This window comes from Kluyvera chengduensis, from assembly GCF_044197065.1.
In the GTDB taxonomy this organism is placed as follows: Bacteria; Pseudomonadota; Gammaproteobacteria; order Enterobacterales; family Enterobacteriaceae; genus Kluyvera; species Kluyvera ascorbata_C.
In genome coordinates, this window is sequence record NZ_JBIQOI010000001.1 from 381,363 (window position 1) to 398,111 (window position 16,749).

At 55.2% G+C, this 16,749-nt stretch carries 14 protein-coding genes; 8 read left to right on the plus strand and 6 right to left on the minus strand.

From position 1 onward, the window contains the following. Positions 1-10: 10 nt before the first annotated feature. Positions 11-1,792, minus strand: a complete 1,782-nt coding sequence (locus ACH1XZ_RS01720; protein ID WP_395594079.1) for a DUF2264 domain-containing protein — start codon at positions 1,790-1,792, stop codon at positions 11-13. A 187-nt stretch (positions 1,793-1,979) separates the two neighbouring features. On the opposite strand from ACH1XZ_RS01720, the gene ACH1XZ_RS01725 reads away from it, so the two are divergent. Next, positions 1,980-2,849 carry a helix-turn-helix domain-containing protein gene (locus ACH1XZ_RS01725; protein ID WP_395594080.1) on the plus strand — a complete coding sequence of 290 codons (870 nt, stop codon included), beginning with the start codon at positions 1,980-1,982 and terminating at the stop codon, positions 2,847-2,849. Positions 2,850-2,940: 91 nt separating this feature from the next. Here the strand turns inward: ACH1XZ_RS01725 and fghA are convergent, their stop codons facing one another. Then, positions 2,941-3,777, minus strand: a complete 837-nt coding sequence (gene fghA, locus ACH1XZ_RS01730) for an S-formylglutathione hydrolase (protein WP_395594081.1) — start codon at positions 3,775-3,777, stop codon at positions 2,941-2,943. Positions 3,778-3,915: 138 nt separating this feature from the next. On the opposite strand from fghA, the gene ACH1XZ_RS01735 reads away from it, so the two are divergent. The 7 genes from ACH1XZ_RS01735 (at position 3,916) to mglC (ending at position 12,101) form a co-directional block, all read left to right on the plus strand. Next, positions 3,916-5,049 carry a YbfB/YjiJ family MFS transporter gene (locus ACH1XZ_RS01735; protein ID WP_395594082.1) on the plus strand — a complete coding sequence of 378 codons (1,134 nt, stop codon included), beginning with the start codon at positions 3,916-3,918 and terminating at the stop codon, positions 5,047-5,049. Positions 5,050-5,164: 115 nt separating this feature from the next. Then, positions 5,165-5,833 (plus strand): GTP cyclohydrolase I FolE, encoded by a 669-nt coding sequence (gene folE / locus ACH1XZ_RS01740; RefSeq protein WP_035893451.1) that lies wholly within the window; start codon positions 5,165-5,167, stop codon positions 5,831-5,833. 20 nt (positions 5,834-5,853) lie between these two features. Continuing rightward, the gene (yeiB, locus tag ACH1XZ_RS01745; protein WP_395594083.1) at positions 5,854-7,011 is read left to right on the plus strand and encodes a DUF418 domain-containing protein YeiB; all 1,158 of its coding nucleotides are present in this window, start codon (positions 5,854-5,856) and stop codon (positions 7,009-7,011) included. Between the two features lie 156 nt (positions 7,012-7,167). After that, positions 7,168-8,190 (plus strand): HTH-type transcriptional regulator GalS, encoded by a 1,023-nt coding sequence (galS, locus tag ACH1XZ_RS01750; protein WP_395594084.1) that lies wholly within the window; start codon positions 7,168-7,170, stop codon positions 8,188-8,190. Positions 8,191-8,481: 291 nt separating this feature from the next. Next, positions 8,482-9,480, plus strand: a complete 999-nt coding sequence (gene mglB, locus ACH1XZ_RS01755; protein ID WP_395594085.1) for a galactose/glucose ABC transporter substrate-binding protein MglB — start codon at positions 8,482-8,484, stop codon at positions 9,478-9,480. Positions 9,481-9,554: 74 nt separating this feature from the next. Further along, complete coding sequence (mglA, locus tag ACH1XZ_RS01760) at positions 9,555-11,075, plus strand: galactose/methyl galactoside ABC transporter ATP-binding protein MglA (RefSeq protein ID WP_395594086.1); 1,521 nt, start codon at positions 9,555-9,557, stop codon at positions 11,073-11,075. A gap of 15 nt (positions 11,076-11,090) precedes the next feature. Continuing rightward, on the plus strand, positions 11,091-12,101 hold the full coding sequence (mglC, locus tag ACH1XZ_RS01765; protein ID WP_395594087.1) for a galactose/methyl galactoside ABC transporter permease MglC: 1,011 nt from the start codon (positions 11,091-11,093) through the stop codon (positions 12,099-12,101). 118 nt (positions 12,102-12,219) lie between these two features. Here mglC and preA read toward each other — a convergent pair whose 3' ends face one another. The 4 genes from preA to cdd all read right to left on the minus strand — a co-directional run bounded on the left by preA (position 12,220) and on the right by cdd (position 16,710). Beyond that, the gene (gene preA, locus ACH1XZ_RS01770) at positions 12,220-13,455 is read right to left on the minus strand and encodes an NAD-dependent dihydropyrimidine dehydrogenase subunit PreA (protein WP_395594088.1); all 1,236 of its coding nucleotides are present in this window, start codon (positions 13,453-13,455) and stop codon (positions 12,220-12,222) included. Positions 13,456-13,457: 2 nt separating this feature from the next. Then, on the minus strand, positions 13,458-14,690 hold the full coding sequence (locus ACH1XZ_RS01775; protein WP_395594089.1) for an FAD-dependent oxidoreductase: 1,233 nt from the start codon (positions 14,688-14,690) through the stop codon (positions 13,458-13,460). 226 nt (positions 14,691-14,916) lie between these two features. Next, positions 14,917-15,636 carry an outer membrane permeability protein SanA gene (sanA, locus tag ACH1XZ_RS01780; RefSeq protein WP_395594090.1) on the minus strand — a complete coding sequence of 240 codons (720 nt, stop codon included), beginning with the start codon at positions 15,634-15,636 and terminating at the stop codon, positions 14,917-14,919. A 189-nt stretch (positions 15,637-15,825) separates the two neighbouring features. Further along, positions 15,826-16,710 carry a cytidine deaminase gene (cdd, locus tag ACH1XZ_RS01785; RefSeq protein WP_395594091.1) on the minus strand — a complete coding sequence of 295 codons (885 nt, stop codon included), beginning with the start codon at positions 16,708-16,710 and terminating at the stop codon, positions 15,826-15,828. Positions 16,711-16,749: the final 39 nt, after the last annotated feature.

Consider the following 16,749-nt stretch of genomic DNA (forward strand, 5'->3'; position numbering starts at 1 on the left):
GAGGTCAGGGTTATTTTATGGTGAGCGTCAGGTCGTTCACGGTTAACTGCTGTGTCGTAACATCAAAATGTAAGGCATCCGGCAGCGCACGCACCGCGCCCGGGTCGGCGCTGACGTAGCAGGCAAGCCAGTGGGTTCCGGCGCTAAGCTGCGTGCGAAGGCAGGGGATAGTGGCCGGTGCGGCGTACAGCAAATTGCTGTTCGGCGGCGTGGTGACGGTGAACGGTTGACGGGCGTTGGTCAGGCTCACCACCCGGCTGTAGTGGTGCGTAGTTTCAAGGGTGACGCCGTTGGCGGTAATGGTCTGGTGCGTTTGCTGGTGGCGGTTAGCGGCAAACCCGCCCTCAACGCATTCCAGCGTTCGCGGCGTGTTTACGCGGTGTACGCGCACGTGGCCTTCCGGCAGCGCAACCAGCCAGGTGCTGACGGTCACGTCGGCCCACGGACGCCATTCGCTGCGTACCCAATCATCCGTCACTCCTGCGCTGTCGCACTCGCGGCGGCCGCGATAGTAGTCATCGCCGTTGCTGAACAGCAGCATGGAGTCTACCGCCGCATGGCTAAGGCCGTAGCGCCCACGCTCCAGGGTAAAACCAAACTGACTGGAGTAGGCGAATTTGCAGTACTTTTGCTCGAAGTTGACGAAGTTGTTTTTGTCGAACTGACCGGACATCAGCATCCACGCGTGTTTCTGCTTATCGCTATGGACGATGATTTGCCCGGCTTCGGGAATCGGGTGAATCGCATCCAACGATGGCAGTGGTTCGCAGGCAGCCTGCCAGAAGGCGCTCTCTTCCGGCAGCGCCAGAATCAGCATCGCTTTCAGCGCCCAGTAGGGGGAGCCGGGGCTGTTGTAGTCCTCGGCCATAATCAGGTTTGGGTAGCTGTAGCCAATGGTGAACAGGCCATCGGCGCCGATAAACGGTTTGTCGAGCCAGCTTTCAAGATGGCGCAGAATCAGCCCCTTTACCACGCCCGGGGTAAAGACCTCCAGTTCGGTAAAGGCGGCCGCGCTCCAGAACGCGACCTGCACAAAGCGATAGGTCAGGCTGCGGCCAAACGGAATACCTTCGCCGTTAGCGGCAAAATAATAGGCGTAATCTTTGGCGAACTGCTGGGCGCGTTGGCGATAGCGCAGGCAGCGTTCCGGGTCAACGTCCTGCATAAAGTGGCTGTAGATCAGGCCATAAAAATGGAAGGCGCTGGAGATGTAATAATCGCGCGGCTTGCCTGCGCCGTCGCTGTACCAGCCGTTGCCGAGCCAGAAGGGCTCAATGGCATCGAGATGACGGTTGATGACTGCCATGTCGTAGGGGCGTCCGACGCACTTCAGCCCCAGTTGGATAAGCACCGGGAAGAAGTGCCAGTTGTTGTCCGGCACCGTAACGTCTGCACTCTGGCTGAGCCAACGGGAGAGATTATCCTGCTCTTCGGTCGAGAGCGACGACCACAGCTTACCGTTGGGCAGCGCCAGGCCGAGGCCAAAGGCCGCCATTTCCACGCAGCGCTGGTCGTTGTCGCCGACATCGCCCCAGTAGCCTGGGTGCTGAGGGTTGCTGCCGTTGCGCACGCCAGTGACGAACGCGTCGTGCCATGCCGGCACGGTACCGCCGCTCACCAGCGGAAACAGGCCCCACATCAGACGAACAAAACCCTCCATTCCGGCGACGTCGTCCGGGTACTGCGCGGCGGTATCGCCCGCGTGAAGCCGCGTGCAGTCTGCCGATAAACGGGGCACCGCCGCTGCTATCCAACCCTCGACTAACGCGCTGTATTCTTGTCTCGTCCGCATGATGAAATCCCGTTTCAGTTTGTTGATGGCGGACGAATAATAGGAATTTGGCGCGGTTGGCAAATGTGATAGTGCTCTTACTTTTAAGCATGAAGGGTAATTAAAAATAATTTTATGGCGTAATTTGGCGCAAAAGTTTTATTCCGATGATGAAAGTTTAAGTTTATTAACCTGCGGGGCTGGCGCTGTGGCACATTCACAACCAACGGAAGACACTACCTATCTCGAACAGATTCATCTCAACGATAAATCTATCTATTTCAACCGGATGCAGAATCTTCCCGCCAACTATTACCACTGGCACCAATGTGCGGAGATCCTTACCGTTTCACGGGGCGTGGGTATCGCACTGATGGAGCATCAGCAATATACGGTGAAGCCGGGGCGACTGTTTATTTTCCCGCCGGGTAAGCTGCACAAGGTCTACGTCGAGCAGAGCGAGCGCAACCTTTATCACCGTACCACGCTGCATTTTAACCCGTCGTTGATTGAACCCTGGCTGCGGGATTTTCCCCGTCAGCAGATGCTGTTACGCCATCTTTGTGGGCGCGGCGAAAAGGCGAGGGTGTTTGACGTTGGCGATCTGCAACCGGTGATTGAAACGCTGTTACAGCGCTTTGAAACCTTAACGCACGAAGAGAGCTGGAGTACCAGCGACAGCGCGTTGTTGATTATGCAGCTGATTAGCCTGCTGCCGCAGCAAGAGCAGGCGGTGGGGCATAACACCTTCTCGTCGACGATTATCCGCTGGCTGGAGAACCATTATCATGAGCGCTGCTCGTTAGAGGAGATTGCCGCTGTGATGGGCTGTTCGCGCGGGCATACCTCACGGCGGTTTCATGATGAAACCGGTGGGACCATTCAGGAGTATTTGATGATGCGGCGTATTCGCCAGGCCTGCGAGCTGTTGCTGCACTCACAGCATTCGGTACGGGAGATTGCTGAAAGGGTCGGCTTTACCGAGTATGCGTGGTTTATTACCTGTTTTCGCAAAAATATGGGGAAAACGCCGTTGCAGTATCGCAAGGCGTATCCTTACACGTTGCCGGAGCAGTAGCCGATGCGATTGGCTTACGACCCGTAGACCTGATAAGCGCAGCGCCATCAGGCAGGCATTGCCGGATGGCGGCGCGAGCGCTTTATCCGGCCTACTTGAAGAGGTATTCCGCGTGGAAACGCAGGTGATCTTCAATAAACGTGGCAATAAAATAATAGCTGTGGTCATACCCAGGCTGAATACGTAGGGTCAGCGGCCAGTCTTTCTGCCGCGCCGCTTCGGCGAACACCGCAGGCTGCAGTTGATCGGCGAGGAACTGATCGTTATCACCCTGATCAATGAGCATCGGAATGGCATGCTCTGCCTGGCTTGCCAGCAGCAGTTCGGTGCTGTCCCACGCTTTCCAGCGGGCAACGTCATCACCCAGATAGGCATTAAACGCTTTCTGCCCCCACGGCACCCGGCTTGGGTTGACGATTGGCGCAAAGGCCGACGCGCTGCAATATTTGCCCGGGTTTTTCAGTGCCAGCATCAACGCACCGTGGCCGCCCATTGAGTGACCGCTAATCGCGCTGCGTGCGCTCACGTTAAACTGCGCTTGAATCAGCGCCGGCAGTTCGTCGCACAGATAATCATACATCCGGTAATGCGCGGCCCACGGCGACTCAGTGGCGTTCAGGTAAAAACCTGCGCCCTGGCCGAGGTCGTAACCGGCATCATTGGCAACACCCTCGCCGCGCGGGCTGGTGTCAGGCATCACCAGCACAATGCCCAGCTCGGCAGCAACGCGCTGAGCCCCGGCTTTGGTGGTGAAGTTCTCATCGTTACAGGTCAGGCCGGACAGCCAGTACAGCACCGGTGGCGGCGTTTTTTTCCCTTCCGGAGGCAAAAACAGACTAAAGGTCATCGTGCAATTTAGCGTGGCGGAATGGTGCTGCCAGCGCTGCTGCCAGCCGCCATAACAGCGGTGCTCTTCAAGCATTTCCATGCGGGCTCCTCGCGGTTTTGGTCAAAATATATCAATCCATCATACAGATAATTCATCAGCGGTGAGTAACTTTCACTTCCGCATAACATCGACATGTTGCATCATAAAGATAACTTTACATTTACATCCGGGGCGTTCATGCCGGTACGTATTGCGCTAAGCGGTTTTCTGGTACTGGTGGCTACCATGGGGATAGGGCGCTTCGCGTTCACGCCGCAGGTGCCGCTGATGATCGGTGAAGGCGAACTGACGCTGACCAGCGCTGGGCTGGTTGCCGCGCTGAACTATCTGGGGTATCTGGTCGGTGCGTGGGACGCGATGCGCGCCCATCGCGGCGTGGAAACGCGTCTCTACCTGGGCATTATTGGCGCCGTTGCCCTGACCTTTATCTCCGCGCTGGCAGATAACGCCTGGTTGCACGGTGCGCTGCGCTTTGTGATTGGCTGCATGAGCGGCTGGGCGATGGTGCTGACCGCCGCGTGGGTCAATGAACGGTTAGCGCATTACGCCAGGCCGGGCTTAAGCGCAGCGGTATTTGCCGGGCCGGGCGCAGGCATTGCGCTAAGCGGGCTGCTCGGCGTATTTATTCATGCACAGTCGCTGAGTGCCGCGGCAGGGTGGCAGCTGTATGGCGTGCTGGCGCTGTTGCTGGTGGCGCTGATTGGCCGCTGGCTGCCGCGCCCCGGCGAGCTGCATCGCAGCGGTGAAAAACCCGAGCCGCTGACCTTAACCACCAACCTCAAACGGCTGGTGTGGAGCTATAGCCTGGCAGGCTTCGGTTACATCCTGCCCGCGACCTTTTTATCGCAGATGGCAAGCCAGCGTTTTCCTGAGAGCCTGTTTGCGCAGTTTATCTGGCCGATTTTTGGGCTGGCGAGCATGGTGGGGATTGGCCTGAGTATCGCCATGCGTGGGGTAGGTCACGCTCATCAGCGTCTGGCCGTCGTACTGTGGCTTCAAGGAGTGGGCGTACTGCTGGCCTGGCTGCTGCCGGGGATGAGCGGGCTGGTGTGCGGTGCGCTGCTGGTCGGCGGCGGATTCTTAGCGGCGGTTCAGCTTTCCCTACTTTATGGCCGCGAACTGGCACCGAAACACGCGCGATATATGGCCGGGTTACTGACCACGGGTTACGCCGTTGGGCAACTGGTTGGGCCGATGACCTCGGCGATATCCACCTGGCTCACCCAACGGCTGGAGCCTGCGCTGGGCATTGCCGCGGTAGCCTTACTGATTGGCGGCGCGCTGGTCTGGCGCCCTCAGCCTGAAAGATAAGAACGATTGCAATAATTATCGCGACGAATACTGGATTCTGTGCGTCGCCTCACGCACAATGAGTGCAAACTTTGCACCGATAAAAGCAAAGCGCCACACCTGCAGGAGAATAAAAATGTCATCACTGAGTAAAGAAGCGGTCCTGGTACACGAAGCGCTGGTCGCCCGTGGTCTGGAAACGCCGCTGCGCCCATCGGAGCGCGAAATGGATAATGAAACCCGTAAGCGCCTGATTACCGGGCATATGACCGAGATCATGCAGCTGCTGAACCTCGATCTGAGTGATGACAGCCTGATGGAAACGCCGCATCGCATTGCCAAAATGTATGTCGACGAAATTTTCTCCGGTCTGGATTACGCTAATTTCCCGAAAATTACCGTCATTGAAAACAAGATGAAGGTCGACGAGATGGTCACGGTGCGCGATATCACCTTAACCAGTACCTGCGAACACCATTTTGTCACCATCGACGGTAAAGCGACCGTGGCTTACATCCCGAAAGATTCGGTGATTGGCCTGTCGAAAATCAACCGTATCGTGCAGTTCTTCGCCCAGCGCCCGCAGGTGCAGGAGCGTCTGACGCAGCAGATCCTGACGGCGCTGCAAACGCTGCTCGGTACTAACAATGTGGCAGTGTCTATTGACGCGGTACACTACTGCGTAAAAGCACGCGGCATTCGCGATGCGACCAGTGCGACCACCACAACCTCTCTGGGTGGCCTGTTCAAGTCCAGCCAGAATACCCGCCAGGAATTCTTGCGCGCGGTACGTCACCACAACTAATCGACTCACGGAGCAGGTACATGGAACGAAACGTCACGCTGGATTTTATTCGTGGCGTAGCCATACTGGGTATCCTGCTGCTGAACATCAGCGCCTTCGGCTTGCCGAAGGCCGCTTATCTTAACCCCGCCTGGTACGGTGAGATTACCTCTCGTGATGCCTGGACGTGGGCCATCCTCGACCTGTTTGCGCAGGTAAAATTCCTCACGCTGTTTGCACTATTGTTTGGTGCGGGTCTGCAATTGCTGTTACCGCGCGGCTCGCGCTGGATCCAAAGTCGTCTGACGCTGTTGGCGTTGCTCGGGTTTATTCACGGGCTGCTGTTCTGGGACGGCGATATTCTCCTTGCCTACGCGCTGGTGGGGCTGGTCTGTTGGCGGCTGGTGCGCGACGCGCGTGACGTAAAAGCCTTATTCAATACCGGCGTGATGCTGTACGTCATTGGCGTGGCGGTGCTGCTGTTGCTTGGGCTGATTGCGGATAATGGGCAAAGCCGCTCGTGGGTGCCGGATGCCTCAAGTCTGCTTTATGAACATTACTGGAAGCTGAACGGCGGATTCGAAGCCATCAGCAACCGCAGCGATATGCTCTCAGCAAACCTTCTGGCGCTGGGGGCGCAGTATGGCTGGCAACTTGCTGGCATGATGCTGATAGGTGCGGCACTGATGCGCTGCGGCTGGCTGAAAGGGCAGTTCAGCCATCGTCATTACCGCCGTTGCGCGGTGCTGTGCATCTCCCTTGGGATGCTGATTAACCTACCGGCGATTGCCGCGCAGTGGCATCTCGACTGGGCCTATCGCTGGTGCGCATTTTTGCTGCAAGCCCCGCGTGAAATTAGCGCGCCTATCCAAACGCTCGGCTATGCTGCGCTGGCCTTCGCCTACTGGCCACAAATCAGCCGTTCGCGGCTGGCGGCAGCGGTGGTCTGCGTGGGGCGTATGGCGCTGACGAACTACCTTCTGCAAACGCTCATCTGCACCACGCTGTTCTATCACTTCGGTCTGTTCATGAAGTTCGACCGCCTGACGCTACTGGCGTTTGTGGTCCCTGTCTGGCTCGTCAACCTTGGCTTCTCTGTGCTGTGGCTGCGTCATTTCCGTCAGGGCCCCGTTGAGTGGCTGTGGCGTCAATTGACGGCAAAAGCAGCAGGTGTGTCATTCCGCAACACATTTAGATAACGATCCAGATCACAACCATTAACAAAACGGATGTAACCGTTTCCAAGGCTGTGACCTTACTCACGTAGTTGCCGCAGACTCACTGCCAGAATAGCGCTCTCGCTGTACATAGGGGGTGTAACGTGAACTGCAGCAATATTAAATCGGGCGGTGAGTATGATCACCATTCGTGATGTCGCCCGTCAGGCGGGCGTTTCCGTTGCCACCGTTTCACGGGTGCTGAACAACAGCGCTCTGGTCAGCCAGGATACCCGCGATGCCGTGATGAAAGCGGTGTCAGCATTGGGTTATCGTCCGAATGCGAACGCGCAAGCGCTGGCCACGCAGGTCAGCGATACCATTGGCTGCGTGGTGATGGACGTATCCGACGCCTTCTTTGGCGCGCTGGTGAAAGCGGTGGATACCGTCGCCCAGCAGCATCATAAATATGTTCTTATCGGCAACAGCTACCACGAAGCAGAAAAAGAGCGCAACGCCATTGAGGTGCTGATTCGTCAGCGCTGTAGCGCGCTTATTGTCCACTCTAAAGCGTTAAGCGATCGGGAGCTCAGCGAGTTTATGGCCCACATGCCCGGCATGGTGCTGATTAACCGTATTGTTCCCGGTTACGCCCATCGCTGCGTCTGCCTGGATAACGTCAGCGGTGCGCTGATGGGAACCCGGATGCTGCTCAATCACGGGCATCAGCGCATTGGCTATCTCGCTTCCAGTCACAGCATTGAAGATGATGATATGCGTCGGGAAGGGTGGGCGCGCGCGCTGCTGGAGCAGGGCATTGTGGCACCCGATAGCTGGGTCGGTACCGGCTCGCCGGATATGCAGGGTGGGGAAGCGGCTATGGTCGAACTGCTCGGACGCAATGCCGGGCTAACCGCCGTGTTTGCCTATAACGACAATATGGCGGCCGGTGCGCTGAGCGCGCTTAAAGATAACGGTATTGCGGTGCCACAGCAGGTTTCTGTCATTGGCTTTGATGATATTCCTATTGCTCGCTATACCGATCCACAGCTAACGACCATCCGCTACCCGATTGTTTCTATGGCAAAACAGGCGACAGAATTGGCGCTGTTAGGGGCGGCGGGCAAGCTTGACGGTGAGGCCACTCACTGTTTTATGCCGACCCTGGTTCGTCGCCATTCCGTGGCGCAGCGGCAATCTGTGCATCCCATCACGAACTAACTTGTTAGTGTTATGTAACCGTTTTCAATCTGTGAGTAAATTCACAGATTGTTAACATCGGCGTCGCTATGATGGCAGCGTTTATCAGGCTGAAACATGATGTAACGGTGATTAATCACTTTTTATAACGTAAGTCAGCTGCACAAACAGTTTAGAACGTCATCTGGATTGTTACTCAACACGGAAGAACAAATTTTTATCAGTGAATTTCGTCGTGCAGTAACAATTTATTAACACTGCCCGCCGACTATTTTCACCCGAACTACCCTGCATAATAAAACCGGAGATACCATGAATAAGAAGGTGTTAACCCTGTCTGCCCTGATGGCCAGCATGTTTTTCGGTGCAGCAGCGCACGCTGCCGATACCCGTATTGGTGTAACTATCTATAAATACGACGACAACTTTATGTCCGTTGTGCGTAAAGCTATCGAGAAAGATGGCAAATCCGCGCCGGACGTTCAGCTGCTGATGAACGACTCCCAGAATGACCAATCTAAACAAAACGACCAGATTGACGTGCTGCTGGCAAAAGGCGTGAAAGCGCTGGCGATCAACCTGGTTGACCCTGCGGCAGCAGGCACGGTAATTGAAAAAGCGCGCGGCCAGAATGTGCCTATCGTCTTCTTCAACAAAGAACCTTCTCGTAAAGCGCTGGATAGCTATGACAAAGCGTTCTACGTGGGCACCGATTCTAAAGAATCCGGTATTATCCAGGGCGACCTGATTGCTAAACACTGGGCGGCAAACCCGAACTGGGACCTGAACAAAGATGGCCAGATTCAGTTCGTGCTGCTGAAAGGCGAACCGGGTCACCCGGATGCTGAAGCGCGTACCACCTACGTTATCAAAGAGCTGAACGACAAGGGCCTGAAAACCCAGCAGCTGCAGCTGGATACCGCAATGTGGGATACCGCGCAGGCTAAAGACAAGATGGACGCATGGCTGTCCGGCCCTAACGCCAACAAAATTGAAGTCGTTATCGCTAACAACGATGCGATGGCAATGGGTGCGGTAGAAGCGCTGAAAGCACACAACAAATCTTCCATTCCGGTATTCGGCGTGGATGCTCTGCCAGAAGCGCTGGCGCTGGTTAAATCTGGTGCAATGGCAGGTACCGTTCTGAACGATGCTAACAACCAGGCGAAGGCGACCTTCGATCTGGCGAAAAACCTCGCTGCTGGTAAAGGCGCCGCTGATGGCACCAACTGGAAGATCGAGAATAAAATCGTCCGCGTACCTTACGTTGGCGTAGATAAAGACAACCTTAGCGAATTCACCGGTAAGTAATCTTTAAATATATAGGGCGCGCATTGGTGCGCCCTATAAATACTGACGCAGAAATATCGCAGCCAGGTATATATATGGACAACAATAATAGCGAGCCGTCTGGCGAATTCTTGTTGGAAATGAGCCAGATCAACAAGTCATTTCCGGGCGTAAAAGCACTCGATAATGTTAACCTGAAAGTTCGTCCACACTCTATCCATGCATTAATGGGTGAGAATGGTGCGGGCAAATCAACGTTATTAAAATGCCTATTTGGGATCTACCAAAAAGATTCCGGCAGCATTCTATTCCAGGGTAAAGAAATCGATTTCCATTCCGCTAAAGAAGCGCTGGAAAATGGTATTTCCATGGTTCACCAGGAACTTAACCTGGTATTACAACGTTCGGTCATGGACAACATGTGGTTAGGTCGTTACCCAACCAAAGGTATGTTTGTCGACCAGGACAAAATGTATCGCGATACCAAAGCCATCTTTGATGAGCTGGATATCGATATCGACCCGCGCGCGCGCGTCGGTACGCTCTCCGTGTCGCAGATGCAGATGATTGAAATCGCCAAGGCCTTCTCCTATAACGCGAAAATCGTAATCATGGATGAGCCTACGTCGTCGCTGACGGAAAAAGAGGTAAACCACCTGTTTACCATTATCCGTAAGCTGAAAGACCGCGGCTGCGGCATCGTCTATATCTCGCACAAGATGGAAGAAATTTTCCAGCTGTGTGATGAAATCACCGTTCTGCGCGATGGTCAGTGGATTGCCACCCAGCCGCTGGAAGGGCTGGATATGGACAAGATCATCGCCATGATGGTGGGTCGTTCGCTGAACCAGCGTTTCCCGGACCGCCAGAACGAACCGGGCGAGGTTATCCTCGACGTGCAGCACCTGACGTCCCTGCGTCAGCCGTCGATTCGTGACGTCTCGTTCCAGCTGCGCAAAGGGGAAATCCTCGGCATCGCTGGGCTGGTGGGCGCCAAGCGTACCGATATCGTGGAAACGCTGTTTGGCGTGCGCGAAAAATCGGGCGGCACCATTACCCTGCATGGTAAGAAAATTAATAACCATAGCGCCAACGAAGCGATTAATAACGGCTTTGCGTTGGTGACCGAAGAGCGTCGCTCAACCGGTATTTACGCCTACCTTGATATTGGATTTAACTCATTAATTTCTAATATCAAGAGCTATAAAAATAAAGTGGGTCTGCTGGATAACTCTCGCATGAAGAGCGACACCCAATGGGTTATCGACTCTATGCGTGTGAAGACGCCTGGACATCACACACAAATTGGTTCGTTATCCGGTGGTAACCAGCAAAAGGTCATTATTGGACGCTGGCTGTTAACCCAGCCTGAAATATTGATGCTGGATGAACCAACCCGTGGTATCGACGTAGGTGCAAAATTTGAAATTTATCAATTAATCGCCGAACTGGCGAAGAAAGATAAAGGGATCATTATTATTTCTTCAGAAATGCCAGAACTACTGGGTATTACTGACCGCATCCTTGTCATGAGTAATGGCCTGGTTGCTGGGATTGTTGAAACGAAAACCGCAACGCAAAACGAAATTCTCCGTCTTGCGTCATTGCACCTTTAATTTCAGGGGCTCGACATGAGTGCGTTAAATAAAAAAAGCTTTCTCACTTATCTGAAAGATGGCGGTATTTACGTTGTTCTTTTGGTTCTGCTGGCCATTATTATTATCCAGGACCCAACTTTCTTAAGTTTGTTGAACCTCAGTAACATCCTGACCCAGTCTTCCGTACGTATTATTATCGCCCTCGGCGTTGCCGGGCTGATTGTGACCCAGGGTACCGACCTGTCGGCAGGCCGCCAGGTTGGCCTCGCGGCGGTCATTGCAGCGACGCTGTTGCAGTCGATGGAGAACGCCAACAAGGTATTCCCGGAGATGGCGACCATGCCAATCTTCGTGGTGATGATTATTGTCTGTGCCATTGGCGCGGTGATTGGTCTGATTAACGGGATTATCATTGCTTACCTGAACGTGACGCCATTTATCACCACGTTGGGTACGATGATTATCGTCTACGGTATCAACTCCCTGTACTACGACTTCGTGGGCGCATCGCCGATTTCTGGCTTCGATAGCGGCTTCTCGACGTTCACGCAAGGGTTTATCGCGCTGGGCAGTTTCCGCCTGTCGTATATCACCTTCTATGCGCTGATTGCCGTTGGCTTTGTCTGGGTACTGTGGAACAAGACTCGCTTTGGTAAAAATATCTTCGCTATCGGCGGTAACCCGGAAGCGGCTAAAGTTTCCGGTGTTAACGTGGCGCTGAACCTGCTGGTGATTTATGCGCTGTCCGGCGTGTTCTATGCCTTCGGCGGGATGCTGGAAGCGGGGCGTATCGGCTCGGCAACCAACAACCTCGGCTTTATGTATGAACTGGATGCGATTGCCGCCTGCGTGGTCGGTGGGGTGTCATTCAGCGGCGGCGTAGGTACCGTGCTGGGCGTGGTGACCGGTGTGATTATCTTCACCGTTATCAACTACGGCCTGACCTATATCGGCGTGAATCCATACTGGCAGTACATCATCAAGGGCGGGATCATTATCTTCGCCGTGGCGCTGGACTCCCTGAAATACGCACGTAAAAAATAAAACAAGCCCGGCGAAATGCCGGGCTTTTACGTTGTAGCCCGGCCAAGCGCAGCGCCGCCGGGGTTTACCACCGAACAACCCCGGAGTCGATGCTGCGCACCTCGTCCGGGCTACTTGCTTAAAGCACCACCGCATGTGCTTTTTCCCCCGGTTTAAAAGCTATCTCCCCAAGGCTGATGCAGGCCACCGGGCAGACGTGTCCGCAGAGCAGACAGCCAACGCATTTCTCGGTATCGCAGTGCGGCGCACGAGTTTCTTCGTTCCACCCCATCGCCTGATGTCCGCCGTCGTAGCAGGAGATATAGCAGCGGCCGCAGCCGACGCATTTTTCCTGATGAATATGCGGATAGACGATGTAGCTACGGTCGAGGTCTTCGGCCGGCACGATGTTGTGATTGGCTATGCCAATCATCTCATCAAGCGAATGGAAGCCCTGATCGTTAAGGTAGTGGGAAAGGCCGCTTATCATATCTTCGACGATACGATAGCCGTACTGCATAATGCCGGTCGTGACCTGCAACGTCGCCGCGCCCAGCAGTAAAAACTCGGCGGCGTCTTCCCAAGTTTCAATCCCGCCGATCCCGCTGATTGGGAAATCCTTCAGTTCGGGATGCGTGCGCAACTGTTGGATGAAGCGCAGGGCAATCGGCTTCACGGCTTTACCGGAATAGCCAGATACGCTGGATTTGCCGTTGACCACCGGCATACCGATTTTACGGTTGAGGTCGATATTGGTAATGGATTTAACGGTGTTGATGGTCGCAATACCGTCGGCACCGCCGCGTTTAGCCGCCAGTGCCACTTCGCACATATCACCGATGTTCGGCGTCATTTTGGCCAGCATCGGCAGAGAAGAGCCCCGTTTCACTGCCTGGCAGTATTTCTCTACCAGTTCCGGGCTTTGCCCGACGTCGCTGCCCATCGCGTGAGAGGTCATCTGCGGGCAGGAGAAGTTGCACTCAATCATGTCGGCGCCGGCTTCCTCGACGAGCTTCGCCAGACTCTGCCACTGCTGCTCATTTTCGCCCATGATCGAGGCGATCAATACCTTATCGGGATAATCCTGCTTCAATTGGCGGATCGCCGCCAGGTTTTCTGCCAGCGGGTGCTCGGCAATCTGCTCCATGTTTTTAAAACCGATAAACCCGGTGTCTTCTTTGGTCAGATGATCGAAGCGCGGCGAGACTTCGTTGGCAATAAAGAAGCCGATAGTTTTAAACACAATACCGCCCCAGCCGCTGTCATAGGCCTTGGCGCACATGTCGTAGCAGTTGCCCACCGGTGAAGACGAGAGGCAGAACGGGTTGGGGAATTTGACGCCGCAGAAGGTGACCGACAGATCTTTAGTTAACATGTTCATACCTCCTCTAAATAGTGATGAATGGCCTGAGCGGCTTCTTTCCCGGTCTTCACGGCGTAGACCACGGTTTTGTCTCCCTTGACGATATCGCCCGCGGCGAACAACGCAGGGTCACTGGTCTGATAGCCATGTGTTTCCACGATGTTGCGCTGTACCTGAATGTCGGCAAAAGCGTCCAGCTCGGCGCGTTGACCTACGGCGAGGTAAATACGTTCCGCCGTCAGCGTCAGTTCGCCGGGCAGGCGAACGTGCTGGAACGTGACCTTGTTGTCCTGGGCGGCGACAGGCGTAAAGCCATCAATAATCGACACGCCTAGCGCCTGGGTAGTGGTGAACTCTTTATCGCTTGCTGGGAATTCGGCCAACTCTTCTCGTGCGACGCAGGTGACGGATGGGCAGCCGATAATTTTTAGCGTGCTGGCAACGTCCATCGCCACGTCGCCGCCGCCGATAATCAGGGCGCTTTGCGGTACGCTGATACCGCCGCCCGAGGTACGGGCGCGCTGGAGAAAGTCGACGGCAATTTCGACCGGGCTGGTGTCGTTAAATAGCGGCAGCGTCGAGCCTTTGGACATGCCAACGGTCAGCAGTACGGCGCGGTAGTCGGCTTTTAGCTCGGCGAGCGTCAGGTTTTTACCGACTTCGCAGCCGCAGCGAATTGTCACGCCCATTTCGCTGATACGCGCAATTTCAGCATCCAGCACCTTTTGCGGCAGGCGGAACTCCGGAATGCCGTGACGCAACCAGCCGCCCGGCTGAGCTGCTTTTTCGAATAGCGTGACGTCATAGCCCAAATTGGTGAGCGTCACGCTGGCCTGTAATCCGGCAGGGCCCGCGCCAACAATCGCCACTTTGCCCTTATCTTTACGGCCCGGTTGGTAAATCTGCATCGCCGTTTGCTGCTCAAAGTCGGTAATAAAACGCTGCAGGCGGCCGATATCAATCGGCGTATCGATTCCCGAGCGGGAACAGCCCTGTTGGCACAGCTTTTCCGTTGGGCACACTCGTGCACACACCGCCCCTAACGCATTATTTTCTCGAATGGTTTCGGCTGCGCCTTTTACGTTGCGGAAATAGAGTGAGCGAATGAACTTGCCTGGGTCGGTTTCCGCCGGACAAGACTGGCTGCACGGCGCGTCGTGGCACAGCAGACAGCGGGAGGCTTCTTTGATCGCCAATAGCGGCGTAAAGGCGGGGATCAGCTCATCCTGGTATTCGTGTTGTGACATAATTGCTCCCTTAACGATTAGTTTAATTAAGGCAAATAAAGTGAAACAACTACCGGCAGGCTAAGCGGATGAGGGGGGCAGATTCTGTGAAAGCATTCACAAATAACCTGATGATTGACGTGGCTTATTGGGGACCGCAAGAATACATAAGATGCAAATAGAAATTATTAGTGAATGGGAACCCATTAGCTAATTTAATGACAAGAATGATGGCATTCAGAAAGGGTTAGTTTGCTTTCTTCTTCTGCAACTCCAGCAGCTGCTCTGGCGTCACCGCCGGATACCCCTGAGCGCCTGCTGGTACTTCCTGCTGGGCAGGAATTGGGATCAGCGGGCCTAAGAAACGCGGCTCGCGCTTAAAGATATAGAGGTCAGCCAGCGCGCCGAAGCGGGCGCCGAACTCGCGCAGGCGGACGCTCCACATATCTTTCGGCGACGGTACGGCGTAGCACTGCGCCTGAATCCCCATATGCAGGGCGATAAACAGCGCGCGCTCGCAGTGGAAGCGCTGGGTGATGATGATGAAATCGTTGGTGTCGAACACTTTACGAGTGCGTACGATGGAGTCAAGCGTACGGAAACCGGCGTAGTCGAGCACGATATCGGCAGGTTCGACGCCTGCTTTGATCAGATCGCGACGCATGGTCATCGGTTCGTTATAGCTTTGCAGCGCGTTATCGCCGCTCAGCAGCAGGTAGTTGACCTTGCCGCTATTGTAGGCGTTGAGCGCGCCCTGAATGCGGTAACGATAATACTGATTAATCACGCCTGTGCGGTAGTACTTGGCGGTGCCGAGCACCACGCCAACCTGACGGTAGGGGAGATCCTGCAGCTCATCGTAAATATAAGGGGATGTTTTCCAGCTCATCCACCGGTCAAGACCCAGCACGGTCAACAGCAGCAGGCCGAACAGGACTAACAGGCTGTATAACACACGCTTTAACATGAACTTGACTCAATAGTGGACGAGGGAGACATCAGGCTACTTTACCCGTCGGGCAAGAGCAAGAAACCATCGTTTAATTGCGGGGAATTTAACCGGTGCGTTGTCATTTGTAGGCCGGATAAGGCAGCGCCGCCATCCGGCATCGTACGCAGAACAGCCTGATGGCGCTGCGCTTATCCGGCCTACAGATTATGCTAGCAGTACGCGATCGATATTGTGGCAGCCCAGCGCCTTCAGTGTGGCGGCGGTGGCATCCCACTGAATCAGCGGCGCATCGGCGCGTTCGGCCAGAATGGCGCGCTGGATATCCGGATAGTCGTAACCGTTCAGGCTCAGCAGGTTCAGGGCACCCTGCAGCGGTGGCAGCGTTGGGTTAAACGCGGCGTTTTCCGCATAGCTGCCGCTGAAAATGGTACCGTCGCGCAGTTCCAGCGCCACGCCGGAAGGGGCTTTACTGTACGGGGTATGACTGTGGTTGGCGGCCTGAATTGCAGCCTGTGCCAGCGCATCGCCTTCGAGCGGATAACCATGATCCTGCGCGTCCATCAGCAGGGTTTTGATATCGAGGTCTTTTGGCCCGAACGCATCCGGCAGGTAATCTTTCAGCGTGTGAGGCTGACGACCCGGCAGATTGATACGCAGCGCCAGCCCGCTGTTCAGTTCATTCATAAACTGCCGGCAGTGGCCGCACGGCGTGTAGTTAACGGTGATGGCCTGCAGGGATTTTTCGCCGCGCAGCCAGGCGTGGCTGATGGCGCTCTGTTCCGCGTGCACGGTCTGCTGCATGGTCGCACCGAGGAACTCCATGTTGCCACCGAAGTACCAGGTTCCGCTCACGCCGCGGGCGATAGCGCCAACGTTAAAGTGAGACAGGTCGGCACGGGCACAGGCAGCGGCCAGCGGCAGGAGCGCAAAAGCGAGCGCGTCTTCGTCCAGCCCCGTCGCTGTTTTAAGCGAAGAGACCTGCTCGGCGCTTAGCAGAGCAGGGAAGTGCGGATCGGCTAGCAGCGGAGCGATAGCGGTCTGCAGATCTGCCGCCAGTTGCGAAAAAGCAGATTGAAAACGTGGATGCATGGCGTTGTGCCTCATAACAATGTAATGGGATCGTAGTGT